Genomic DNA, 22,763 nt, shown 5'->3' on the forward strand with positions numbered 1-22,763 from the left:
GCAGCGGCCGCGATACCGGCCCGGACCCGGAGAGCGGGCCCGGGGACCTTGACGTCCCGGACCCGTACTACGGCGGGTCCGCCGGCTTCGAGGAATGCCTGGAGATCGTCGAGGCGGCGAGCGACGGCCTCCTGGAAGCGGTACGCGCCGCGATCACGACGGACCCGCCCGGACACGACCACCCCGAGGAGAATGGAGAGCGCATGACGGGCGACGGAACCCGCGTGGTACGAGCCGGGCTCCCAAAGCCCGAACCCTTCAAGCCCACCCTCCCCGGGCCCGAATTCGCGGCCCACTTCCACCTTCCCGGCGACGCCGTCGGCCCGTATACGTACGGTCGCGACGGCAACCCCACCTGGGCCCGTCTGGAACAGGCCATCGGCGAGCTCGAATCGCCGGACGAACGCGCATACACCGTCGCCTTCGCCTCCGGTATGGCGGCGATCACCGCCGTCCTCTTCTCCCAACTGCGCGCCGGGGACGCGGTGGTGCTCCCCAACGACGGCTATCAGCTGCTGCCGACCGTCCGCACCTGCCTGGAGAGCTACGGCATAACGGTCCGTACCGCACCGACCACACATGACGCCCAGCTCGATGTGCTGGACGGCGCCCGGCTGTTGTGGATCGAGACCCCCTCCAACCCTGGCCTGGACGTCTGCGACATCCGGCGGCTGGCCGACGCCGCACACCGCCACGGCGCTCTGGTAGCCGTCGACAACACCCTCGCCACTCCACTCGGCCAGCGGCCGCTGGACCTCGGCGCCGACTTCTCCGTGGCCAGCGGCACCAAAGCGCTCACCGGCCACGGAGACATTTTGCTGGGGTACGTCACCACCCGCGACGCCACCCTGGCCGATGCCGTACGGCTGTGGCGCAAGACGGCCGGCGCGATCCCCGGCCCCATGGAGAGCTGGCTGGCGCACCGCTCGCTCGCCACCCTGGACCTCCGCGTCCGCCAACAGGCGGCCGGTGCGCTGGCGCTGGCCGAGGCGCTGCGCGACCGCCCGGAGGTCACCGGTCTGCGCCACCCCGGCCTGCCGTCCGACCCGTCCCACACACTCGCCGTACGGCAGATGCGCCCCGGCCGCTTCGGCTGTGTGGTGTCCTTCACGCTGCCCGACAAGGCGTACGCGGAACGCTTCCTGGCCGCACTGTCCTTGGTGGACGACGCCACCAGCTTCGGCGGTGTACGGTCCACCGCCGAGCGGCGGGCCCGCTGGGGCGGCGACGCCGTTCCGGACGGCTTCATCCGCTTCTCGGTGGGTGTCGAGGAGCCGGAGGACCTGGTCGCGGATGTGCTGCGCGCGCTGAATACAGCAGCAAGAGGCGCCTGAGCCACGCGAGCCGGTCACCGAATACCGGCCGGCAGGGTATCCCCCCTCGTCACCCTGCCGGCCACGGTCCACGTGTTTCACGTGAAACAACCGAAGCGTTTCACGTGAAAACGAACCGTTGAAACAAGGCTAGTTGACTCAGCGTCAGTGTCCAATCACGCTAGCGACACAGTCCTATCGACAAATTTATAGTTGGCCCGCGACCAGGCTTCCGAGGGCGCAGGAGGTACGCAATGGATCTGGCTCTGCTGCGTACCTTCGTCACGGTGCACCGGGCCGGCTCCTTCACTCGCGCCGCGGCGCTGCTCGGCCTCTCCCAACCCGCGGTGACCAGCCAGATCCGCGTCCTGGAACGCCAGTTGGGCCGCCCGCTCTTCCTGCGCAACGCACGCGGCGTCACCCCCACCACCATCGGCGACGAACTGGCCCACAAAGTGGCGCCCCACCTCGACGCGCTCACCGAGATCACCGAAGCCGACCTGGACCAGGAGTCCACCACCCGCACCCTCCATCTCGCCGGCCCACCGGAGTTCACCGCCGAGCGCGCACTTCCCGCACTGACCCCGCTCATCGCCCAGGGCCTGTCCATACGCACCGCCTTCGGCCCGGCGGAGGAACTGCTGACCGGTCTGGCCGCCGGCCACCACGATCTGACCGTCACCACCGCCCGGCCGCGCGGCGGCCTGCTCACCGCAACCCCGCTCTGCGACGAGGAACATGTGCTGATCGCCGCCCCGCGCTGGGCGGCCCGGCTGGGCGGGCCAGCGATCGTGCAGGCCCGGGGGGTGCGCGCGCTGGACCCCGTACCGCTCGTCGAGGTCCACGAAAGCCTGCCGCTGATCGCCCGCTACTGGTCCGCGGTGTTCGACGCCAAACCCGCGGCCTCCGCCGCCGTCATCGCCGCCGACCTCCGGGCGGTGCTGGCCTGCGTCGTGGCGGGCGCGGGGCTCGCCGTACTGCCCCGCTACCTGTGCGCCGCCGCGCTGGACAGCGGCGAGGTCGTGGCCCTGCTCGACCCGCCGGTGCCCCCGCTGCGCACCTACTTCCTGGCCGCACGGACCGGGACACTCGGCTTACCGCATATCGCGCGGGCGCATGAGTGGCTGCTGCGGACGGCCGTGGACTGGTGAGCGCGCAGCCACCTTGCCGGGAGCACTGTGGTCCGCCGGGGTTTCCGGGGGGAGATCTGTGGCACGTGGGAGCCGCGACCGAGCAGGGGAGTGCGGAGCGTCGTGTGGCGTGGGTTTCACCACGCCGTGACTGCGGCATCTGTCCCACATGACCGTACGGCCAGTCGTGAAACGCACCGCCCGCGCGATTCTGCTCGACGGTGAGGATCTTCTCCTGATCAAGCGCACCAAGCCGGGCCGGGCTCCGTACTGGATCACTCCGGGCGGCGGCGTGGAGCCCGAGGACGCCACCGTCGTCGACGCCCTCCACCGTGAACTGGACGAAGAGCTGGGCGCCAAGATCAAGGACGTGGTGCCGGTCTTCGTCGACACCGTCGAGCACTTCAGCGACGGCGGCGTGGACGGGGTGAAGGTGCAGCACTTCTTCGTCTGCCGGTTGGAATCGATGGACCCCGCACGCCGGCACGGCCCCGAGGTCGAGGAGCCCCGCGGGGAGTACGAGATCGTGCGGGTGCCGTTCACCCGCGTCGGCATCGCGTCCGTCGAGGTCGTACCGCTCTCCCTGCGGCACTACCTGGACGGCAATATCGAGGGCGTACGGGCCATGCACGCCCCCGACCTGGGCTGAGCGCGTCGGGCGGGCGCGACCGGGCAACGGGCCGGCTCGGCCTGGCCCCGGCACGTGTCTCCGTCTCAGGCGCATGTCTCCGCCCCTGCCTGAGACGACTGTCTCCTCAGGCGAACCATCCGCGGAACTCGGGATCATCCTCCACAGGCCGCCGCGGCTGGGCACGCGCGAGCACCCGCTCGACCTTGTCGAGGAACTCCTCGCTCAGCTCCCTCCCGGGGCCTTCCGTCGGGACGCCCCGCCGTACGGAGCCCTTCCCCGCGGAATCGACTCCGCCCGCGTCCGGCACGCCCATGTCCGCGTCCACGTTCACATTCACGTCCATGTGCACGTTCTCGTTCTTGCGCTCCGCGCGCCGGAAGGGCGGGCGCCGGTCCGCCTCGGCCGCCGCTCCGAAGAAATCACCGCCCTTGCGCTTGACGTCGTCCGTGCCCCAGGCCCGCGCCCCGCGCTGTGCCGCGGGGACCTTCTGCAGATGCGGGATGTGCTTGGCACAGTGGATATACGCCTCTTCGACGTGGAGCATGACCCACAGCTGGGCGCGCCGCCCGGGTACCGGGTCGACCGGCAGGCCGGGGTGGGCGGCCCGCATCTCCTCGTCCAGCACCACGCGTGCCCGCCCGTTGATATGCAGCCCGATGCGGTCCCGGGTGAAATCGATCATCAGCAGGCCCAGACGCGGGTTCTCCGAGATATTGCCGACGGACGCCATGACACCGTTGCCGCGGTATTCCGGGTACGCCAGCGTCCGCTCGTCCAGCACCTGGACGAATCCGGACGGTCCGGCGCGGAAGCTGGAATCGCATTCGCCGTGCCGGTCGGCCGTGGCCAGGAAGAACATCTCCTGGCGGGCCACGAACTCCCGCATGCGGTCGTTGAGATGGTTCAGGACCTGGTCCGCGTAGAAACGGTCGGCGCGCGCGGTCGTGCCGAGCCTCTGCTGCACCACGTGCTCACCATCGCTCCCGGGGCGCTCGGCTCGCCGAATCCCCTGGCCGTTTCGTGTCCGACCGTATTCACCCTGTGCTGCCAAGACCTCAATCCCCTGCCGAGACCAGCTCTTCTACGGAGTCGTGCCGTATGCGGTCGGACGGTATGCCGACACCCACCAATGCGTCCACGCCGCTGCGGATCAGTCCGGGCGGACCGGACAGGTATGCGTCGTACTCCCGCCACGGTCCGTATCGCCGTACCGCGTCCGGGAGTTGACCGCTTACGCAGTTCGTCCGGCCGGGGGCCGGTCCCGTGGCGACGACCGGGCGGACCGACAGCCAGGGGTGGTCGTGCTCCAGGCGCAGCATGGTGTCCAGATCGTAGAGATCGTGGTCGCTGCGCGCGCCGTAGAAGATCTCGACGGGTCGCCGGGCGCCGCGGTCCGCGACATCTTCGACCAAGGCCTTGATGGGCGCGATGCCGGTGCCGCCGCCCACGCACAGCAGGCCGTTGCTGGTGGTGTGGTCGACGGTCATCGAGCCGCTGGGGGCGCCGAGGCGGATGACGTCACCGGGGCGGGCCCGGTGGACCATCGCGTTGGAGACCCAGCCGGCCGGAACCGCCTTGATGTGGAACGAGAGCAGGCCGTCGGAGCGCGGCGCCGAGGCGAAGGAGTAGTGCCGCCAGACCAGCGGCCACCAGGGGGTTTCCAGGCTGGTGTACTGGCCGGCGAGGAAAGGGTAGGGCTGGTCGGGCCGCACCGTCACCACGGCGATGTCAGGCGTCCGCAGTTCGTGCGAGACGACCTCGGCCTGCCACCAGGCGGGGGCGACCGCTTCGTCCTCGGCCGCCGCGTCGATCATGATCTGCGAGATCGCGGTGTACGCGCGCACCCACGCGGCCTCGGTCTCCGCGTCCCAGCTGGACGTCGCATAGCGGGAGAGCGCGCCGAGCAGGCATTCACCGACCGCCGGGTAATGGTCGGGCTGCGTGCCGTATTTACGGTGTCCGCGGCCGAGATGCGAGAGGTACTCGGTGAGCACATCGGCGTCGTCGACGTGCTTGGCGGCGGTGAGCAGCGCCTTGAACAGCCGGTCACGCTGGGTGTCCATCGAAGCGGGGAACAGCGCCCGCAGATCGGGGTGCTGGACGAAGAGCAGCGCGTAGAAGTACGAGGTGACCTTGTCGGCGATGGGCTCGATTTCGGCCATGGTGCGACGGATGAGAATCGCGTCGGGTGAGGCGGGAGTTGCGGCGGAGGCAGAGGCTTCGACGGCTTCCAGCGTGAGCTCTGCGGCCGAAGAACGCGGTGCGACGGCGGGCCGTTCCAGGGGCGTGAAGACGGAAGGGGCAGGGGGCGCTGAAGAGGTGGGAAACGCCGATGGGGCTGGGGCGGCGGGTGCGGTACCAGTGGCCGCGGTTCCGGTAGGGCCTCCTGTTGCGCGCGCCGGCTGATGTACGGGTTCGGGCTCGCACACGGGTTCCGTTTCGCGTACGGGTTCAGGGGCTGGTGCGGGCTCCGGCGCACGGCCGGGGGCGCGGTCCCAGGGGAGCTCGGCTTCGCGGGACGGTGCGGCGGGTCCGGAGGGGGCGGCCTGCTCGGCGTACGAGGGGCCGCTGGGCGACGGCCGGGCAAACGCGGGGGCACCGGCCTGACGGCCCGTCTCACCCCGTGACTGCGGGTCCTGCCGAGGGGCCTGCCGCGGCTGCTCCCGCCGTGGCTCCAGGACACGCTCGCGCTCGGCGGCGGTGCCTACCGGACGGATCGGATTGACCGGCCGACTGGGTATCCGTTCCCGGTCGTTCCGGTCATAGCGTTGATTCCCGGCTTTTTGAGGATTCCCATCCCTTTGCTGGTTCCCGTCATTCCGTTCGCCCTGGCCACCCTGGTCTTGCGGGCCGTCCTGGCCGTTCTGTCGCTCCTGCTGTTCCGCGGAGGACTTCTTCGACGGAGGAGTGAACCAGCCCCAAGCGCCACTGTTGCCGTCAGAAGAGCCGTTATCGGCCGACGTGGTGGTGGGAGCGTCCATGGTCTGCCTCGCCTCGAACGTCTTCGGTCGTCTTCACAGTTCCGCAGATCGGAACTGCCCGGAATTCCCCTTGTCCGCCCCGGAATTCTTAATCGACTCAAGATACTCCGGCAACCCGCCCAAAGCGGACACAACTCACGCTTCTGCGGTAACGGGAGCAGATGCCGACTCAAGAGACTGCCACCCCCCGCGTATCGCAATGGACAAAGTGCCGGAAGTCCGGGTGTCGCGGGCCGCTTCGCCGCTAGGCTGACAGGTTTTGACGCCTCTCGCGGGCCCGCGGAAACCCTCACCCCGCCGAACCGGACTCGACCTTACCGGGAGTAGTTGAATCCACAAGCCCTGATCCCGGAACACTCCGTGCGGTCCCTGTGATATCCGGGATCCTCCCCGCAGAGCGGATTTTCCGCACAGAGAGCGGGCGAATCCGCCGTGGAAAGCTTTAATTACTCGCCGGTACGCACCAGTTCGTAAGCCTCGCGCAGATCACGCCCCGCATACGCATATGAGGCCAGATCACTGACATGGTGATCCGCATTCACGGCGATCGATGCCGGAACGGCCCCGAACAAATCGACGTCTGACATGGAGTCGCCGTACGCGACGCAATCGTCGCGGGTCAGCCCGAACTCCGCACACAGTTCGTCGGCGATACGTACCTTCGCCGACGACGAAAGGATGCCGGCCGGCTCCACCGGCTCACGGATCGGCACCGAGGGCCAGCGCGAACCGCGCGCGGCATCGGCGCCCCACCCCAGCAACCGTTCGACGAAGAAGCCCGGCGACAGCGAAATCACCGCGCACCGTTCGCCCCGCGCACGAATGTCCCCCCAAACCTCCTGAATCCCGGCCAGCCACGGCGCACTCTCGAAGGCCGCCGCCACCTGCGCCTCCGTCAGCTCGGCGGCCCAGAGGTCGCATGCCAGCTGCGCGAACCGCGGAGGCGTCAGCTCCCCCGCCGCGAACGCGCGCTCCAGCTCGGCGATCTCCCGGTCCAGACCGAGCTGTCGGGAGATCTCTATAGCGGCGGCGGACCCGTAGAGCAGGGTCCCGTCCATATCGAAGAGATGCAGCTTGCCCATGGGCCGGAGCCTAGGCGGTGCCGTCGAACTCCTGTCGTCCGCCTGCGGGACGGGGCGCACACGACCTCGGTGCGGGCGGGGCAGCGAGTGGCGTGGCGAGGACGGTGGGGCGGGTGTCGCCACCGGCGGCCGCGGCCGTACTCAACCCCATGTACGCGCGGATACTCCCGCCGTCAGATGTACCGCGCGGCCCTGCCCGGCACCGTGGATGCCATGCCACAGCTCAGCCGCCCCACACGCCGGGCCATCCTCGTCATCCATGTCGCCGTGTCCGTCGGCTGGCTCGGGCTCACCCTCGGGCTGCTGACCCTCAGCATCACCGGCTACACCGCCGGATCTCCGGAAATGGCAGCGGTCGCCTACCGCGCGATGAAGATCTTCGGCGACTGGCTGGTCCTCCCCGTCGCCCTGGTCGCGCTGTTCAGCGGGCTGGTGCTGTCCCTGGGCACTTCCTGGGGCCTGGCCAGGCACCGCTGGATCTACATCAAGTTCTGGCTGACCGTCGTCACCGTGTTGCTGTCGGTCTTCTCGCTCCGGCCGGGCATCAACCACCTCGCCGCCGAGGCCGCCGCGGGCAACCCGGCCCCCGACCTCAACCTCGTCGTCGCCCCCTCGGTCGCCACGGCCACCTACCTCTTCATCACCGCCATCTCCGTTCTCAAGCCCTGGGGACTGACCAAACGCGGCAGCCGGCTACGCGAGGCACAGTCGGCCCAGGCCCGCGCAATCCGGAGACGGAGCAGGGTCGGGAGCGTTGGCTGAGGCGTGTCCGATGGGTCAGGCCGGCAGGACCGCGGCGGCTGTAGCCGCCCAGGACGTCCGCGGCCCGACGGCGTCCGCGCGACTCGGCCATCCGTCGACGCCCCCGGGCACGCGGCGAGCGCCGGTCGCAGCCCCGTCGTCAGACGAGTTCCGCCTCCGCTATCGCCGCGGTGACGATGCGGTGGTCCTGCTCCGGGGCTCCGCCACCGAAGCCGATCGCGCCGGTCAGTCGGCCGTCCCGATGGAGCGGCGTGGTCTAGGGGCGGTTCGCTGGTTCTGGGGTGGCTTGATGGCACGGTGACGCAGGTGACGCCGTGCACGTGATGCGGCTGATCGCTCCGTAGTGCGGGGCTCGGCCGCCCCGCACGGGGGCAGACCTCAGCTCTGCGTCGCCGGTATGGGTTCGTCGACCCTCGCGGTGGGGCCGCCTGCTGCCACCACCTGGCCACGCCCTCCGGAACGCCGCTCCAGAACGGAGGCCAGGACGGCCACACCGAGCGCCGCCACGGTCATCAGCGCACCGACCCAGTTGGGCGCGGTGAAGCCGAGCCCGGCCGAGATGACGATTCCGCCGAGCCAAGCGGCCAGTGCGTTGCCGAAGTTGAAGGCCGCGATATTGCCCGCCGAGGCGAGGGTGGGCGCCGAGGCGGCCTGGTCCATCACCCGCTTCTGGAGCGGCGGCACGGTCGCGAAGCCGAAGAAGCCGATGAGCACGATGGTGATGGTCGCCGCGGTCTTGTTGTGCGCGGTGAAGGTGAACGCGGCGAGGACGAACGCCAGTCCGGTCAGCGACACATAGAGCATCGGCATCATGGCGCGGTCGGTGAAACGGCCGGAGATCAGGTTTCCGCCGACCATGCCGAGCCCGAACACGGCCGTCAGCCAGATGACGGACGACGGGGCGAAGCCGGTGACCTCGGTCGTCATCGAGGCGAGGTAGGTGACGGCCGCGAACACGCCGCCGAAGCCGAGGATCGTCATCAGCATCGCGAGGCCGACCTGTGGGTTGCGGAAGACCGCGAGCTCGCTGCCTATGGGAGCGGCGGCCTTCGCCCGCTGCGCGGGGACGAGCTTGACGACGCCCAGCAGGGCGATCACGCCGAGCGCGACGATCGCATAGAAGGTCGTGCGCCATCCGAACTGCTGTCCGAGCATGGTGCCGGTCGGTACGCCGACGACATTGGCGACGGTCAGACCACTGAACATCAGCGAGATGGCGGTGGCCCGCTTCTGCGGCGCGACGAGATCGGCGGCCACCAGGGCGCCGATGCCGAAGAACGCGCCGTGCGTGAATGCGGCGACGATCCGGCCGGCCAGCAGGACTTCGAAGTCGGGCGCCAGCCCCGTGAGCAGGTTGCCCACGATGAACAGGCCCATCAGCAGCGTCAGCATCTGCTTGCGGGTGAACCGCGTGCCGAGCGCGGTCATCAGCGGCGCTCCGACGACCACACCCAGGGCGTAGAGAGTCGTCGCGTAACCGGCGAGCGGGATGGAGACATCGAAGTCGGCCGCCATGTCGGGCAACAGGCCCATGACCGCGAACTCGGTCGTTCCGATCCCGAAGGCGCCAATGGCGAGCGCCAGGAGTGCCAGAGGCATGACGGATCCCTTCACATGATTACGTCCGTTGCAACACGCGTCCACAATAATTGCAGACGCTTTTAATTGCAAGCGCTGGCTATTTCGAATGTGTCCTATCCTGGTTCGTACGACCCATGAGGAGGTCTTCGATGACGCCGCAGAAGCACGAGACGCCGCAGGTGGCAGCCGCGACTGCCGCCCAGGCAAGGCTTGACATCAAGGCGGATCCCGGCTTCATGGCGGAGCCGGGCTGCCCGCCGTCGCGGTCGGCGCCCGCCCGGGGGCTCGCCCAGGGCTGGTGCGCGCTCTCCGCCCTGCACGGCCGGATCGAGTCACACATCGAGCGCGCGCTGCAGGCCGGGCACGGCCTCAGCGTCCGCGAATTCTCCGTCCTCAATGTGCTCAGCGAGCAGCACGACGGTCCCGGCGGCCATCTGCGGATGCACCAGGTCGCGGACTCGGTCGTCCTCAGCCAGAGCGCCACCACGCGCCTGGTCACCCGCCTTGAGGAGCGCGGCCTGCTCTCGCGCTACCTGTGCCCCGACGACCGGCGCGGCATCTACACCGATGTCACGCCCGACGGGCTGACCCTTCTCGAAGAGGCGCGTCCCACCCATGACACCGCGTTGCGCGAGGCGCTCCAGGACGCCGCGAAACGCCCCGAGCTGGCGCCGCTGGTGACCGCCGTCGAGACGCTCGTGCCCTCGACGTAACGCGGCCATACGGGAGCAGGCGTTCGAACCTGGGGGCGTAGGGCCTGCCGGCCCGTTGGATCCACCGGTGTACGGGCCTACGCTCCCGCCCGGCAGCCGCATAGGGTCGCGCCCATGAGCGACATCGAAATACGCCGCGCCACCGGGGACGACCTGCCCGCCATCGTCGCGATGCTGGCCGACGACCTGCTGGGCGCCACCCGCGAATCGCCGGACGACCTGACCCCGTACCGCGCCGCGTACGAGGCCATCGCCGCCGATCCGCAGCAGCATCTGATCGTCGCGGTCCGCGCGGGACGTACGGTCGGCACCCTGCAGCTCACGGTCATCCCCGGGCTCTCGCGGCGTGGCGCCACCCGCTCGATCATCGAGGGCGTCCGGGTCCACACCGACGAGCGGGGCAGCGGCCTGGGCACCCAGCTCATCGCATGGGCGGTCGCCGAATCCCGCGCACTCGGCTGCCAGTTGGTACAGCTGACCTCCGACGCGACCCGTATCGACGCGCACCGTTTCTATGAGCGCCTCGGTTTCGCGGCCTCCCACCTGGGCTTCAAGCTCCAGCTCTGACGCCCCCGGCTCAGCGACCGGTCCCCGGCCCCCCGCTGCGCGCACGCCCCCGTGACCGTGCCCGGTACGCCTTCTGCCGGCAGGCCCCACCGCAGTACCGCGCGGGCCGGCCGGTAGCGGCAGGCACAACCGACCCGCCGCACATTTCACATCGCGTTTCGTTACGATCCGCCGCTCCGCCCGGAAGTTTCGTTACGGTCCGGTTCGGCCGAAGCCCCTCGCACATCAACGCCGTCATCCGACCCGGCGCCCCCGCCGCATCCGCCCGGCGCCGCTCCAGCGACATACAGCCGACCAGCAACGCCTGGACATCGTCGAGGGCGACGTCCTTCCTTACCGCGCCCACCGCTTGAGCCCGTGCGAGCAGGACGCCCAGCGCCTCTCCGAAGTCCCTCTCGGGTCCCGGCTGCGCCTCGCCACCCGATACGCCGGCCGCCTCCAGCGCATCGCACAGTCCCTTGTCGCGAGCGGCCAGCCGGACCACCGACGCCAGGAAGCGGAAGAACACCCCACCCGGGTCCTCGGCATCGGCCAAGTCCGTTGCGGTATCGGTGAAGAGCCGGACCCGATCCACGACCGATGCCCTGAACAGGGCTTTCTTGGAAGGGAAATGGCGATACACGGTCCCGGCGCCGACTCCCGCGCGCCGCGCGATCTCACCGAGCGGAGCCCCCAACCCCTGTTCCTCAAAGGCAGATCGAGCCGCCTGAAGCACCAGTGCCCGGTTGCGCCGCGCATCCGCACGCGAGGGAACAGCCCGGCCGTCCGACACCTGCAAGCCTCCCGAAACCCACCGTCGCCACCGCGGAAATCGGCCCGAAAATAACCGGGCCGCTCATTCCGATTCTACGGGAAGCATGAAACATGAGTGCGGATAGCCACGACCGGCCGATCCGGCACAGCGAATAGCCACGACCGGCCGATCCGGCACAGCGAGTAGCCACGACTGGTCGATCCGGCCTACCGGATGACCACGACCGACCGATAGAGCTCATCCGACCCATCCGGCCCATCCGGCCGCCGGTCGCAATGCCCTGACAGCGGAACGGTTCCGTCGAGCAGTCGCGAACCCTGGCGACGTGACCCCACGGTCACCCGTATCGCCGCGCCCCTCCCCAACCGCATTCACTTCACAGCACCCAAGTGGTCTACAAAGTAAGGAACTTGGAGATCAACAGGAAGAGCGCATACCGTCCCGCTCAGCCTCGTTCCGCACCCACCGTCGACAACCCAGCGCCCACCATCCGGACCGTTTCACGTGAAACATCACCTCGTCGTTTCACGTGAAACAACGCCCGGCCTACGCGCCATGAGGCCGCCTAGCCCTCTCCAGGTCAGGACGCCAGCGCAAAGGGGTGGGGTCATGTTTTACGTGAAACATGACCCCACCCCGCGGCCTACGCAGGCAACGCCACTCAGCGCATGGCGACTACCTCATCCCACGCCAAGCCCGCCGCCCCGGCCGCCGCGTCCTCGTCCACCTCCCTGCCCAGCGCCTTCAGGCCGTCGGCCAGCGCCGCCAGCGAGGCCAGTACCACAGCGCGGTCGGCGGCGCGACCGTAGTGGTTCACACGGATCATCTCCTTGGCCAGCGCACCCGCAGCGGCCTGCACCGGCACCGCACCATCGGCGGCGAGCGCGGCGGACACCACTTCGCGGGCATCCAGGTCCGTCGGAGCACGCAGCGTCGTCGCCGCCGGTGCCGCGTCCTCGTCCCTGACGACATACGGCACCGGTCCGCCCAGCGCCTGTACACCCGCACGGACCGCCGCGGCTGCCGCACGGTGCCGCCTGATGACGGCGTCCAGCCCCTCGGCCTCGATACGGTTCATGGCCTGCTCCAGGGCGAGCATCTCCAGCTGCGCCGGAGCGTGCGGCAGGGCGGTACGCCCGGCGTTGATCCAGCGCTCCTTCCAGTCCAGCAGCGAGAGGTACGAGCGCCGCGGAGCCCGCTCGTTGGCTGCGATCCGCTCCCAGGCACGAGAACTGACCGACACCGCGGAAACACCGGCCGGTCCGGCGAGTGCCTTCTGCCCGCCGATCACACACAGATCCACGCCCCACTCATCGGTGAGCAGCGGCTCGGCCCCGACCGAAGCGACCGCGTCCAGCATCAGCAGAGCACCGTGCTCACGTACCACGGCGCCGATCTCGGCGACCGGGTTGGTGTTGCCGGTCGCCGCCTCGGCGTGCACCAGACTCACAAATGCGGTCTCGGGGTGCTTCCGCAGAGCGTCCGCCACCTGCTGCGGGCTCACCGCACCGGTGAACGGCGCGGAGACGGTGACGACCTCGGCGCCGCAGGAGCGCAGCCAGCCGCCGAACGTCTCGCCGTACGGGCCGGTGATGATGTTGAGCGCGGTGCTCCCGGGCCATACCGCCGAGCGGATAGCTGCCTCCAGTGGCAGCAGCGCCTCGCCCTGCATGGCCACCACATCGCAGCGGGTGCGCAGCAGCGCGGCGACCTTGTCCTCGATCCGCGCGAAGTGGGCCGCGTCGAGCGGCGGCAGGTCAAGCAGAACCGGGGCGTCGGAGTTCGCGGTCTCGACAGTCACAGTGGCCTTCCAGCGGTAGCGAGCCGCCCACCGGGGGCGGCTCCTGACAACTCGCTCGACTGTACGTCCGCCCACGAGCGCGCACGCTGCGCGCTCCGCTCCCGCCACCCGACAGGCCCCGGGGATTGAGGAGCCCGTCCACCACCCTGCCCCGCCGCTCCCTGCCCTGCCCTGCTCAGACCCGCCAACCCTCCGCGTCCACCCCGCCCGGCACCGGCCCGGTGGGCTCGTACGGTCCGCGGGTGAAGACAAAAGTCCCCAGATCCAGATGGCTGACCGAGCCGTCCTCGGCGCGCACCACCCGCAGCGTCTCCCCTGCGTAGTAGCCATCGAGCCCGGTCCAGGAGCCGTCCGGCTCCGCCCGGAACCGCGAGGCACGCCCCGCACCCGACAGCGGCAGCAGCTCCAGCCCGCGCTCGGGCTTCAACCGCAGGACGAACGAACTCGCGCCCCAGTACCAGGGCCCGGTCAGCGCCAGCAGTTCCGGGTCGAGCGGGCCGGGCAGCGGGCGCCATGGCTCCGGAATCCTCGGTTCGCGGTCGGCCACGGTCTCCAGAAGGTCGGCGGCCACGGCACTGACGGCGGGCCCCGAGGTGCAGTTGGCCAGCGCGATCCCGGCGACGTCCTCCTCGACGTCGATCCACAGCGCCGCCAGGAACCCCGGCATCGAGCCGGTGTGCCCCGCCAGCCGCCGCCCGCTCCGCCGTACGAGCTGCAGCCCCAGGCCGTAGCCCGCCTCCCAGCCGTCGCCTTCCGGCGGCACCGCCGGCGTCCGCATCTCGACGACGCTCGACCCGGCCAGCACCCGCTCATCGCCCCGCGACAGGAACGCCGCCCAGCGGCACAGGTCGTCCAGGGTGGACCACAACTGGCCCGCCGGGCCCATCAGTCCGGTGTCATGTGCCGGTTCGGGCAGCAGCGCATCGGCCCATGGGTGTACCGCCCAGCCGCCCGCGTGCGGCATCCGCGGCCGCAGCGTCGTACGGTCCATGCCCAGCGGCTCCAGCACCTCACGCCGCAGTACCTCGCCCCACGCCGTGCCACCCCGCAGCCGCTCGACGAGCGCGCCCAGCAGGGCATAGCCGGGGTTGGAGTAGTGATGCCGTCGTCCCGCAGGCAGGCGCACCGGCCGCTCACCGAAGAGGTCGTCCTGACCGGACCGCAGCTCGCCCGGCGTCCGCTCCCACCACGGCCCCCGTGCCTCCGCCGCCAACCCCGAACTGTGCGCGAGCAGTTGAGCGATGGTGGCCTCCGGAACCGGAGTGCCGTCCAGATACTTGCCGATCGGGTCCGCCAGCCGCAGCAATCCTTCGTCCCGCAGCCGCAGCACCATCACCGCCACAAACGTCTTGGTGAGCGAGCCGATGCGGTACTGCACATCGCCGTGCGGCACCTCACCCTCCACCGAGCTCCGGGCGCCCGTCCACACCGCTCGCCCACCACGGACGACCGCCCCCATCATCGAGGGCGCCCGCCCTTCGGCCTGGCCGATCGCGAGTCGTCGCAGCAGGGCCCGCCGCGTCTCAGGCATCAGCTCCACAAAGGCGTCGGGAGTATCGGCCGTCCCCGCCCACCCGTCGGCGGGCGGCCGCGCCGACTCCCCGGCATCGGGTGCTTCGGCCGCCCGGACGTCCGACCCCCTGGCACTCCGGGCATCGGATGACGCGGCTTCGCGCGGCTCGAGCTCGTGGGAATCCGCGGACGGTGCGATGGTCATGGCGCTCCTGAACGGCCGATCCAACTCATCGGTGGGCGTTCCCACCACGGATCACCCTCTCCCGACCACCGCGCCCGACGCCAGCGCCACCGCGCCAGGGGCGCCCGCCTCACGCCCGCCGGCGCGTCGTCACCGCAGCGCAAGCGCCCCGATCACCGCACCCAGTTCCGTCTGCTCGTCGGCCGGCGGCCGGCGCGCCGCATGCACCGAGTGCGGCGCGGTCACCAGCCGCATTCGGTCCCCGTCGGTAACCAGGTAGCCGAGGTAGGCCGGCAGCGTCAGACCGAGCGCCTTGAGATCGGCCCGGGCGCACCACCGTGCCGGCAGCTCCCGCATAGGCTCGTCGGCGCTCTCGTCGACGGCCCGCCGCGCGCCGGCGTCGCCCACTTCCCCGGAATCCGTGGCCGCCGCTGCCGTATCCCGCAAGCCCTCCGCGATCGCGAACCGGTTCCAGTCGTCGTACTGCCCCTGAGGCGCCTCGTGTACGCAACTCCACTGCCCACACGAAATACGCATGCGCCAGGGCAAATTGGCCGAGCTCGCGGTGGGCCTGCCCCATGTTGACGTACAGCGACGGGTAGAAGCTCCGCACCCGCTCGCCGCCCACCAGATCGGCCCGGTCCAAGCACTGCTGGTTCCAGCGGAGCGTGTCTTCGGGCGTGCTCTGGTGCCGCGCGGCATAGTGCGCGGCGATGCACGCCTCGTAGTCGTCAGCGGCGATGCCCCAGGCCCGTTGGGAGAGGACGAGTGCCGCCTCGGGCCGTCCCTCCGCCTCGGCCTGCATGCCCTCAACGCACAGCCGTACAACGGGCAGTTCCGGATCCATCTGCCCGCCCCTCCCGTCAGCCATCAGTCGTCCTCCCTGCCCTCTCCGCACGCGCAGCCCCGCCACGACCGCGACCTGCGTCACGGTCCGTGGCCACCAACAGCACCTCGCCGTCAACGAGTTCGAGCAGTACACAGCCCAGCACCGGAAATTCCACCCGTGTCGCCCCGACCGCCACCGCGGGCCCCACCTGCCGTACCGCGCCAGCGAGTTCGGCACCGCCCACCCGGCCCACGCCTGGACCCCCGGTATCCCGCGTCCGACTCGACCTCGCACGAACCCCCTCGCCCATCGCCTGCGCCTCGTCCGGCGTCCGCCGCGTCCGCTCCAGATGCGCCCGCAGCACACCACGGGCCGCCTCCCGGCTCCCGTCCAGGACGATCGAGACATCCACCAACGGCAGCCCCGCCTCCCGCAACCGGCGAAGCCGCACAGCACGGGCCGCCTGCCCCGCCGCGTAGTACCGGTACCCCGTCACGGCATCCACCCGGGCCGGCGGCAGCACCCCGCAGTCGTCGTAGAACCGCAGCGCACTAGGCGTCAGACCCGCCCGCCGCGCAAACGCGCCGATGCTCACCAACTCTTCGGTCTCATCGTCCATGAACGGGGTTGTCGGGCTTCAACCAACCTGACGGTCAACGCGACGCCCCTCGGAGCCGCCGGGCGGGGCGGCCCTGGTTCCCCCGCCCGGCGGTTCGATGTCAGGGCTGCGGACCCGCTATCTGCTTGGTGGTGACATTGGTGGTTGAAAAGGTCGGTGATGCTGATGGCCAGGGTGGGATGTCAGCGACGCGATGAACTGGGCCTTGTCAGGCTGTCTCACGCCGTGGCGCCTGCCTGCAGTCTCAGATGCGTGGCATTTCCTCGGGTGAGCCGTTGCGCCGTCCTCAACTTCTCAGACCTCGTCCGGCGGGTCTGTTGCGTGGGGAAGCAAGGGGAACAGCCGGGTGATCAGGGCCACCGGTCGGGCGCCGTCAGGCCGGGCCAGGGGGCGCTGTTCGCGGTCTTGGTAGGGCACGAGCGCCCGTCGGAGGACGTCCGCGACCTGGCCCATCTCTTCGGGCGTCAGGTAGGCGACGGCGCTGAAGGCTTCGTCGTGCCGCCATTCGGTCGGCGCTTGGTCGCGTTGGGCGAGCCATCGCTGCCAGCTTTCGTCCTCCAGCCCTCGAGCCAAGTCGCCGAAATGTTCCTCCACGGGTGCACCGACGGCGGGATTGTGCTGCCTCAGGCGCCAAGGGCGTGCGCGACCCCCGCGGTGAGGGGCCTCCTCGATATGGCCGTGGCGTGCGAGCTGCCGAAGGTGGAACGAGCAAAGCCCAGAGCTGTAGCCCAGTCTGGCGGCGGCTTCGGTCGCAGTGACGGTGCCGACTTCAGCCAGCAGGTCCAGTAGGGCCGTGCGGACCTCGTGCACGCGCAGTTCGTCACCGGTGTCCGGTTTCTGGTCGGGCTGGGAGTAGAGGTCATCTTCAGTCACTTTGCAAAGTCTGCTACTTTGCAAAGACCTTGGCAAGCGGTTCTTGCTCGGAGGCATCAGGCCGCGGTGACGACCGTGGCGTATGTGGCGTGCGCAGAAGGGGAGACAGCGATGTCTGTTCGTCACGACCGGTCCCGTCCCGTAGACCGGCGAGTCCGTGTGCAGGGCCGCCCCGTCGACTCGTATCCAGTGCTGCCGCCGGAGGCGGAACGGGGTTCGGTTCGGCGGGTCGCGGTGGTGGGTGAGGAGATCCTGAGCCATCCGTGCCAGGTGGTGACCGAATTCGGCTCTCCCGAGTTGTCGGCGTTAATCGACGACATGTTCCTGACGATGCATGTGGCCGACGGTGCCGGACTCGCGGCCAACCAGGTAGGGGTCGGCCTGCGGCTGTTCGTGTATGACTGCCCGGACGACTATGGGATCCGGCATGTCGGCCACATCATCAACCCGGTTCTTGGCCTGCCCGATCCGGGTAGCCGCCGACTCGTTGACGAATTCGAGGGCTGCCTGTCCGTGCCCGGTGCCGCCATGGCGGTTCCTCGCACCGACCGTGCCGTCGCTCGCGGGTTCGACAAGGACGGCAACCCTCTCGTCATCGAGGGGATGGGTTACTTCGCCCGGTGCCTGCAGCACGAGGCCGACCACCTCGTCGGCCACACGTATCTCGACCGGCTCTCCAAGCGGGACCGCAAGAACGCGTTGCGGCAGATGGAAGACCGGCGTGAGGACGTCTTCGTGCAACGCGCGGTCAAGGCCGCCCGTCTGGGCCGGTGAGACGCTTGGTGGCAGCGGCCACCTTCCTGCCGAAGGGGGTGGGCCGCGTCCCGCGGCCCCGTTCCCGAAAGGGTGAAAGCTCCGGCCCAAGCCTCACGTCTGCGCCATATCCACGAACCGCGAGTAGTGCCCCTGGAACGCCACGGTGATCGTCGCCGTCGGGCCGTTACGGTGCTTCGCCACGATCAGGTCGGCCTCGCCCGCGCGTGGGGACTCCTTCTCGTAGGCGTCCTCGCGGTGCAGCAGGATGACCATGTCGGCGTCCTGTTCGATGGAACCGGACTCACGCAGGTCGGAGACCATCGGCTTCTTGTCCGTACGCTGCTCCGGACCGCGGTTCAGCTGGGAGAGCGCGATCACCGGGAGCTCCAGCTCCTTCGCCAGAAGCTTGAGATTTCGGGACATATCCGAAACCTCCTGCTGCCGGCTCTCGGCACGCTTCGAACCACCGGACTGCATCAGCTGCAGATAGTCGATGACCACCAGCTTCAGCTCATTGCGCTGCTTGAGCCGGCGGCACTTCGCGCGGATCTCCATCATCGACAGGTTCGGCGAGTCGTCGATGTAGAGCGGTGCGGCCGAGACATCCGGCATGCGGCGCGCCAGCCGCGTCCAGTCCTCGTCCGTCATGCTGCCGGACCGCATGTGATGCAGCGCCACCCGGGCCTCCGCGGACAGCAGGCGCATCGCGATCTCATTGCGCCCCATCTCCAGCGAGAAGATCACGCTCGGCAGATTGCTCCTGATCGAGCAGGCGCGCGCGAAGTCCAGGGCCAGAGTGGAGTTGTGTGTAGGTACCATCGACCGAGTGGCCAAGTACATGTGATCCGGATTGTCCACCTGGACACAGCGGACCGGGACGCTCGCAATCTCCCGGACATCGGCGATGAAGCGATGTCGCAGCTTCGGGGTGCCAGGGCGCCTGCGCTCTTCGTGCACACGCCGCTTCCGCTCCGACGCGAATACGTCATCGGTCGGTGTGAAAGTGACGAGGTACGCGGTGGACGACTCCTCGGAGCGGCCCTTGACCGGCTTCGCCCTCATGCCGCACCGATAGCCGAGGCTGACGACCAGCTCACGAAAACCTTCGGCCAGCGCCCTGTTGGTGACAGCGAACTGCACTGACCCGGTGTTCGTGACGGTTCCGTCAGTGTCCAAAAGCCCGGCGAGCAGTTCCCTCCGCTGGGCGATGGAGCTCCGAAGGTACTCCTGAGGGATGTGCTTGTTCCCCAGGACGCCCATGTCCCGCAGCAGAACTTGCAGGCTGCCGTGGCTTCTGGCGCAAGTGGCACAACGGGGCTTCGAGAAGGGAGAAAAGCACACCTCCCCACAGTCGACACATGTGGCGTGAGGAACCGGAGCGGAAACGGATCTCGCTCCGCCCCCACACGGCTTTCCACAGCTTCGCACATGGGCGAGCTTGGGTACGAAGATCTTCCCGCAAACGACGCAGGACCGCTCGAGCAGCTCCGGATCCTCGACAGAGAACCGGACGCCGTAGGTGATCGACGAACCTGCGCGGCGAACCTCGAAGCCCTCTTCCGCGATGCGCTGTACGACCGCCGGGTCCGCCGAGGTGATCCTTGAAGCATCGCTGTGACCGTCCCCGAGCCATGCGCCCAGCGTGTACGGAGGAACGGGCAGATCCCGGTGAGGAAGGTCCAGCGCGGCCACGTTCCTCACAGTGTGGTTCTTGCGCCGGTCGTCTGTGGTGCAGTGCAGCGTCGCAGCGATTTCCTTGGTGGTCTTGACGGAGGCGAAGGTGCGCTGGGTGCGGTAGCCGTTGTGCCCAGCTGCCGCGGCCTGGGCAGTCCTGCGCGAAGCCCGGGTGTCGGTGAGCCATTGGTGATCCGCATCCGCGATGACGCGCGTGCCGTCGTCGAAAGCCACCTCGTAGCAGGGTCGCCCGGTCATGACGTCGGTGGCAGCGACCACACGTGTCGGCTGCCCCGTTGCGTCGAGGAGATAATCACCGGGCTTGACCTCGCCCATCGTGGTCCACCCGGTAGGGGTGGGCAGGGGAGTGTCGAGAGCGAGGGCCTTACCCATGGCGGGACGGGCCGCGATAACGACCATCTGGCCCGGGTGCAGGCCGTTCGTCAGCGAATCCAGGTCCGTGAAGCCGGTGGGTACGCCGGTCATCTGGCCCTGGCGCGAGCCGATCGCCTCGATCTCGTCGAGGGCGCCCTCCATGATGTCGCCGAGCGGCAGATAGTCCTCGCTGGTCCGCTGCTCGGTGACGGCGTAGATCTCCGCCTGGGCGCTGTTGACGATCTCGTCGACGTCGCCGTCCGCGGCGTATCCCATCTGCGTGATCCGGGTACCGGCCTCGACGAGGCGGCGCAGCACGGCCCGTTCGTGGACGATCTCGGCGTAGTACTCGGCGTTCGCGGCCGTCGGCACGGACTGGACGAGCGTGTGCAGATACGAGGCGCCGCCGACCCGCCCGATCTCCCCGCGTTTGGTCAGCTCCGCGGCGATGGTGATCGGGTCGGCCGGCTCGCCCTTGGCGTACAGATCGAGGATCGCCTGGTAGACCAGCTCATGGGCCGGTCTGTAGAAGTCTTCGCCCTTGAGGACCTCGACGACGTCCGCGATGGCGTCCTTGGACAGCAGCATGCCGCCGAGCACCGACTGCTCGGCGTCCAGATCCTGCGGGGGCACCCGCTCGAAGCTGCCGGCCCAGGAACCGCCGCCGTCGTCGCGGTCCGGCCGGTCGCCGCGGCCCTTGCCGTCGCCTCGGCGGGAGCGGGGGGCCGGCAGCCGGTCGCCCGGACCGGAGTCCGCCCAGGGGTCTTCCATGGGCTCGGGCACGCTCACCCCGGCACCTCCTCCCGTCCGCGACGCGGACCTTGCTGTGCTCTTCTTTCTTACGGCACAGCTCTGACAATCGAGACGCCCGACTCCGGTTACGGCGCGTCGAGTTCGGACGCTTTCTCGGGCCGGATCGGGCGGCGGGCGCCGGACCACGGTAGGCCCGGCGGCACCGTCCGCCAATCTGGTTATCCACAGGCCATGTGGATGACCGGCCCATAGCTGTGGAGAAGTCCCCGGATCCTGTGCACGGCGCGGGGGAAACTTCTGTGGACAAGCACACAATCAGCCCGTCCACACCCCTCTGACCTGCGGTTTCCTCATTCAGAGCCTGTGGGGGAGAAAAACTTCGGCAACCTGTTCAAGATCGCGACAAACAGCACGCAGGAGGTAACTCCACACAGCGGAGAGTAAGGACCACAAGCGTATTGCGTCTATTACCTGTGGAAGATTAGATTGACCGCATGACACTGGCTCCCGCGGCACCACGGCGCACCGCCCGCCGCCACGACCGCGAGATCCTCGCTCTCGCCCTGCCGGCGTTCGGCTCCCTTGTGGCCGAACCCCTCTTCGTCATGGTCGACAGCGCCGTCATCGGCCACCTCGGCACCCCTCAGCTCGCCGGCCTGGGCGTCGCGGCCGCGCTCCTGACCACCGCCGTGTCCGTCTTCGTCTTCCTCGCCTACGCCACCACCGCCGCGGTCGCCCGCAGAGTCGGCGCCGGCGATCTCCCCGCCGCCATCCGCCAGGGCATGGACGGCATCTGGCTCGCCCTCCTCCTCGGCGTCGCCGTCGTCGCGGCCGTGCTGCCCACCGCCCCGTGGCTCGTCGAAGCCTTCGGCGCCTCCGGCACCGCGGCCCCGCATGCGACGACCTACCTGCGCATCAGCGCCCTCGGCATCCCCGCGATGCTCGTCGTGCTCGCCGCCACCGGCGTCCTCCGCGGTCTCCAGGACACCCGGACCCCGCTCTACGTCGCCATCGGCGGATTCTCCGCCAACGCCGCGCTGAACGCCGGCCTGGTCTACGGTGCCGGCCTCGGCATCGCGGGCTCCGCCTGGGGCACCGTCATCGCCCAGTCCGCCATGGCCGCCGCCTACCTCGCCGTCGTGGTCCGCGGCGCGCGGCGGCACGGTGCCTCGCTGCGCCCCGACGCGGCCGGGATCCGCGCCTGTGCACAGGCCGGCGCCCCGCTGCTGGTCCGCACCCTCTCGCTGCGCGCGGTGCTGATGATCGCCACCGCCGTGGCCGCCCGGCTCGGCGACGCCGAGGTCGCCGCCCACCAGATCGTGCTCACCCTCTGGTCGCTGCTGGCCTTCGCCCTGGACTCCATAGCCATCGCCGGGCAGGCCATCATAGGCCGCTATCTCGGGGCGGGGGACCGGGACGGCGCCAAGGCCGCCTGCCGCCGCATGGTGCAGTGGGGCATCGCTTCCGGTCTGGTCCTCGGCGTACTTGTCGCGCTCGCCCGACCGCTGTTCATCCCCTTGTTCACCACCGACCCCGACGTACAGGGCCCGCTGCTCACCACACTTCTGGTGGTGGCGGTCAGCCAGCCGGTCTCCGGCATCGTCTTCATCCTCGACGGCGTCCTGATGGGCGCGGGGGACGGGCCGTATCTCGCCTGGGCGATGGTCGTGACGCTCGCCCTGTTCGTACCCGTCGCACTGGCCGTCCCCGCCCTCGGCGGCGGACTGGTCGCCCTCTGGTGGGCCATGGCGCTGATGATGACGGTGCGCATGCTGACGCTGTGGCTGCGCACCCGATCGGGCCGGTGGATTGTGACCGGGGCCTCTCGTTGAACCGCCCCGTAACAGCGAATCGCCTGTCGATAATGACCATG

At 69.6% G+C, this 22,763-nt stretch carries 18 protein-coding genes and 2 pseudogenes; 8 read left to right on the forward strand and 12 right to left on the reverse strand.

Annotated features, from left to right (window positions below; all coding sequences use genetic code 11):
- The first annotated feature begins 203 nt into the window (after nucleotides 1–203).
- The 3 genes from K9S39_RS22300 to K9S39_RS22310 all read left to right on the forward strand — a co-directional run bounded on the left by K9S39_RS22300 (nucleotide 204) and on the right by K9S39_RS22310 (nucleotide 3,092).
- Nucleotides 204–1,334, forward strand: coding sequence for a cystathionine gamma-lyase (locus K9S39_RS22300; RefSeq protein ID WP_248868906.1), 1,131 nt, complete (start codon nucleotides 204–206; stop codon nucleotides 1,332–1,334).
- 233 nt (nucleotides 1,335–1,567) lie between these two features.
- A complete protein-coding gene (locus tag K9S39_RS22305) occupies nucleotides 1,568–2,464 on the forward strand; it encodes a LysR family transcriptional regulator (RefSeq protein WP_248865119.1) in 897 nt (298 codons plus the stop codon).
- Between the two features lie 148 nt (nucleotides 2,465–2,612).
- Entirely contained in the window at nucleotides 2,613–3,092 is a 480-nt protein-coding gene (locus tag K9S39_RS22310) for an NUDIX domain-containing protein (RefSeq protein ID WP_248865120.1), read from the forward strand.
- Between the two features lie 106 nt (nucleotides 3,093–3,198).
- On the opposite strand, the gene K9S39_RS22315 is transcribed toward K9S39_RS22310, so the two are convergent.
- The 3 genes from K9S39_RS22315 to K9S39_RS22325 all read right to left on the reverse strand — a co-directional run bounded on the left by K9S39_RS22315 (nucleotide 3,199) and on the right by K9S39_RS22325 (nucleotide 7,137).
- Nucleotides 3,199–4,038: a pyridoxamine 5'-phosphate oxidase family protein gene (locus tag K9S39_RS22315; RefSeq protein WP_248868907.1), complete on the reverse strand. Its 840-nt coding sequence runs from the start codon at nucleotides 4,036–4,038 to the stop codon at nucleotides 3,199–3,201.
- 91 nt (nucleotides 4,039–4,129) lie between these two features.
- The gene (locus K9S39_RS43370; protein WP_454895469.1) at nucleotides 4,130–5,236 is read right to left on the reverse strand and encodes a globin domain-containing protein; all 1,107 of its coding nucleotides are present in this window, start codon (nucleotides 5,234–5,236) and stop codon (nucleotides 4,130–4,132) included.
- Between the two features lie 1,265 nt (nucleotides 5,237–6,501).
- The gene (locus K9S39_RS22325; RefSeq protein WP_248865122.1) at nucleotides 6,502–7,137 is read right to left on the reverse strand and encodes an HAD family hydrolase; all 636 of its coding nucleotides are present in this window, start codon (nucleotides 7,135–7,137) and stop codon (nucleotides 6,502–6,504) included.
- A 213-nt stretch (nucleotides 7,138–7,350) separates the two neighbouring features.
- On the opposite strand from K9S39_RS22325, the gene K9S39_RS22330 reads away from it, so the two are divergent.
- Nucleotides 7,351–7,899, forward strand: coding sequence for a DUF2269 domain-containing protein (locus K9S39_RS22330; RefSeq protein ID WP_248865123.1), 549 nt, complete (start codon nucleotides 7,351–7,353; stop codon nucleotides 7,897–7,899).
- Nucleotides 7,900–8,038: 139 nt separating this feature from the next.
- Here the strand turns inward: K9S39_RS22330 and K9S39_RS22335 are convergent.
- Together K9S39_RS22335 and K9S39_RS22340 are read right to left on the reverse strand one after the other, a co-directional pair.
- Nucleotides 8,039–8,149, reverse strand: a pseudogene (locus K9S39_RS22335) (heme-binding protein); the annotation flags it as partial.
- 128 nt (nucleotides 8,150–8,277) lie between these two features.
- Nucleotides 8,278–9,498 (reverse strand): MFS transporter, encoded by a 1,221-nt coding sequence (locus tag K9S39_RS22340; protein WP_248865124.1) that lies wholly within the window; start codon nucleotides 9,496–9,498, stop codon nucleotides 8,278–8,280.
- Between the two features lie 218 nt (nucleotides 9,499–9,716).
- Between K9S39_RS22340 and K9S39_RS22345 the strand changes: the two genes are divergently transcribed.
- On the forward strand, nucleotides 9,717–10,193 hold the full coding sequence (locus tag K9S39_RS22345) for a MarR family winged helix-turn-helix transcriptional regulator (protein WP_248868908.1): 477 nt from the start codon (nucleotides 9,717–9,719) through the stop codon (nucleotides 10,191–10,193).
- Between the two features lie 114 nt (nucleotides 10,194–10,307).
- Nucleotides 10,308–10,760, forward strand: a complete 453-nt coding sequence (locus K9S39_RS22350) for a GNAT family N-acetyltransferase (RefSeq protein ID WP_248865125.1) — start codon at nucleotides 10,308–10,310, stop codon at nucleotides 10,758–10,760.
- A gap of 10 nt (nucleotides 10,761–10,770) precedes the next feature.
- On the opposite strand, the gene K9S39_RS22355 is transcribed toward K9S39_RS22350, so the two are convergent.
- The 6 genes and pseudogenes from K9S39_RS22355 to K9S39_RS22380 all read right to left on the reverse strand — a co-directional run bounded on the left by K9S39_RS22355 (nucleotide 10,771) and on the right by K9S39_RS22380 (nucleotide 17,332).
- On the reverse strand, nucleotides 10,771–11,532 hold the full coding sequence (locus K9S39_RS22355; protein ID WP_248865126.1) for a TetR/AcrR family transcriptional regulator: 762 nt from the start codon (nucleotides 11,530–11,532) through the stop codon (nucleotides 10,771–10,773).
- 643 nt (nucleotides 11,533–12,175) lie between these two features.
- Complete coding sequence (locus tag K9S39_RS22360) at nucleotides 12,176–13,315, reverse strand: pyridoxal-phosphate-dependent aminotransferase family protein (RefSeq protein WP_248865127.1); 1,140 nt, start codon at nucleotides 13,313–13,315, stop codon at nucleotides 12,176–12,178.
- A gap of 175 nt (nucleotides 13,316–13,490) precedes the next feature.
- Entirely contained in the window at nucleotides 13,491–14,846 is a 1,356-nt protein-coding gene (locus tag K9S39_RS22365) for a serine hydrolase domain-containing protein (RefSeq protein ID WP_248868909.1), read from the reverse strand.
- A gap of 315 nt (nucleotides 14,847–15,161) precedes the next feature.
- On the reverse strand, nucleotides 15,162–15,548 hold the full coding sequence (locus tag K9S39_RS22370) for a hypothetical protein (protein ID WP_248865128.1): 387 nt from the start codon (nucleotides 15,546–15,548) through the stop codon (nucleotides 15,162–15,164).
- Nucleotides 15,549–15,940: 392 nt separating this feature from the next.
- Nucleotides 15,941–16,459, reverse strand: a pseudogene (locus K9S39_RS22375) (MerR family transcriptional regulator); the annotation flags it as partial.
- A gap of 294 nt (nucleotides 16,460–16,753) precedes the next feature.
- Nucleotides 16,754–17,332 carry an ArsR/SmtB family transcription factor gene (locus K9S39_RS22380; RefSeq protein WP_248865129.1) on the reverse strand — a complete coding sequence of 193 codons (579 nt, stop codon included), beginning with the start codon at nucleotides 17,330–17,332 and terminating at the stop codon, nucleotides 16,754–16,756.
- Between the two features lie 111 nt (nucleotides 17,333–17,443).
- Between K9S39_RS22380 and def the strand changes: the two genes are divergently transcribed.
- Nucleotides 17,444–18,106 (forward strand): peptide deformylase, encoded by a 663-nt coding sequence (def, locus tag K9S39_RS22385; RefSeq protein ID WP_248868910.1) that lies wholly within the window; start codon nucleotides 17,444–17,446, stop codon nucleotides 18,104–18,106.
- Between the two features lie 93 nt (nucleotides 18,107–18,199).
- Here the strand turns inward: def and dnaB are convergent, their stop codons facing one another.
- Nucleotides 18,200–20,908: a replicative DNA helicase gene (gene dnaB, locus K9S39_RS22390; protein WP_283113530.1), complete on the reverse strand. Its 2,709-nt coding sequence runs from the start codon at nucleotides 20,906–20,908 to the stop codon at nucleotides 18,200–18,202.
- A 476-nt stretch (nucleotides 20,909–21,384) separates the two neighbouring features.
- Between dnaB and K9S39_RS22395 the strand changes: the two genes are divergently transcribed.
- Nucleotides 21,385–22,722 (forward strand): MATE family efflux transporter, encoded by a 1,338-nt coding sequence (locus K9S39_RS22395; protein WP_248865130.1) that lies wholly within the window; start codon nucleotides 21,385–21,387, stop codon nucleotides 22,720–22,722.
- Nucleotides 22,723–22,763: the final 41 nt, after the last annotated feature.

It is taken from the genome of Streptomyces halobius, assembly GCF_023277745.1.
In the GTDB taxonomy this organism is placed as follows: Bacteria; Actinomycetota; Actinomycetes; order Streptomycetales; family Streptomycetaceae; genus Streptomyces; species Streptomyces halobius.

What these genes read in the sequence shown, in the direction of transcription:
- K9S39_RS22345 (WP_248868908.1), top strand. Translation starts at nt 9,717, where the DNA reads ATGGCGGAGCCGGGCTGCCCGCCGTCGCGGTCGGCGCCCGCCCGGGGG.
- K9S39_RS22395 (WP_248865130.1), top strand. Translation starts at nt 21,385, where the DNA reads ATGACACTGGCTCCCGCGGCACCACGGCGCACCGCCCGCCGCCACGAC.
- K9S39_RS22370 (WP_248865128.1), bottom strand. Translation starts at nt 15,548, where the DNA reads ATGCGTATTTCGTGTGGGCAGTGGAGTTGCGTACACGAGGCGCCTCAG.
- K9S39_RS43370 (WP_454895469.1), bottom strand. Translation starts at nt 5,236, where the DNA reads ATGGCCGAAATCGAGCCCATCGCCGACAAGGTCACCTCGTACTTCTAC.
- dnaB (WP_283113530.1), bottom strand. Translation starts at nt 20,908, where the DNA reads ATGGAAGACCCCTGGGCGGACTCCGGTCCGGGCGACCGGCTGCCGGCC.
- K9S39_RS22325 (WP_248865122.1), bottom strand. Translation starts at nt 7,137, where the DNA reads ATGGGCAAGCTGCATCTCTTCGATATGGACGGGACCCTGCTCTACGGG.
- K9S39_RS22300 (WP_248868906.1), top strand. Translation starts at nt 204, where the DNA reads ATGACGGGCGACGGAACCCGCGTGGTACGAGCCGGGCTCCCAAAGCCC.
- def (WP_248868910.1), top strand. Translation starts at nt 17,444, where the DNA reads ATGTCTGTTCGTCACGACCGGTCCCGTCCCGTAGACCGGCGAGTCCGT.
- K9S39_RS22350 (WP_248865125.1), top strand. Translation starts at nt 10,308, where the DNA reads ATGAGCGACATCGAAATACGCCGCGCCACCGGGGACGACCTGCCCGCC.
- K9S39_RS22305 (WP_248865119.1), top strand. Translation starts at nt 1,568, where the DNA reads ATGGATCTGGCTCTGCTGCGTACCTTCGTCACGGTGCACCGGGCCGGC.
- K9S39_RS22340 (WP_248865124.1), bottom strand. Translation starts at nt 9,498, where the DNA reads ATGCCTCTGGCACTCCTGGCGCTCGCCATTGGCGCCTTCGGGATCGGA.
- K9S39_RS22310 (WP_248865120.1), top strand. Translation starts at nt 2,613, where the DNA reads ATGACCGTACGGCCAGTCGTGAAACGCACCGCCCGCGCGATTCTGCTC.
- K9S39_RS22365 (WP_248868909.1), bottom strand. Translation starts at nt 14,846, where the DNA reads ATGCCTGAGACGCGGCGGGCCCTGCTGCGACGACTCGCGATCGGCCAG.
- K9S39_RS22330 (WP_248865123.1), top strand. Translation starts at nt 7,351, where the DNA reads ATGCCACAGCTCAGCCGCCCCACACGCCGGGCCATCCTCGTCATCCAT.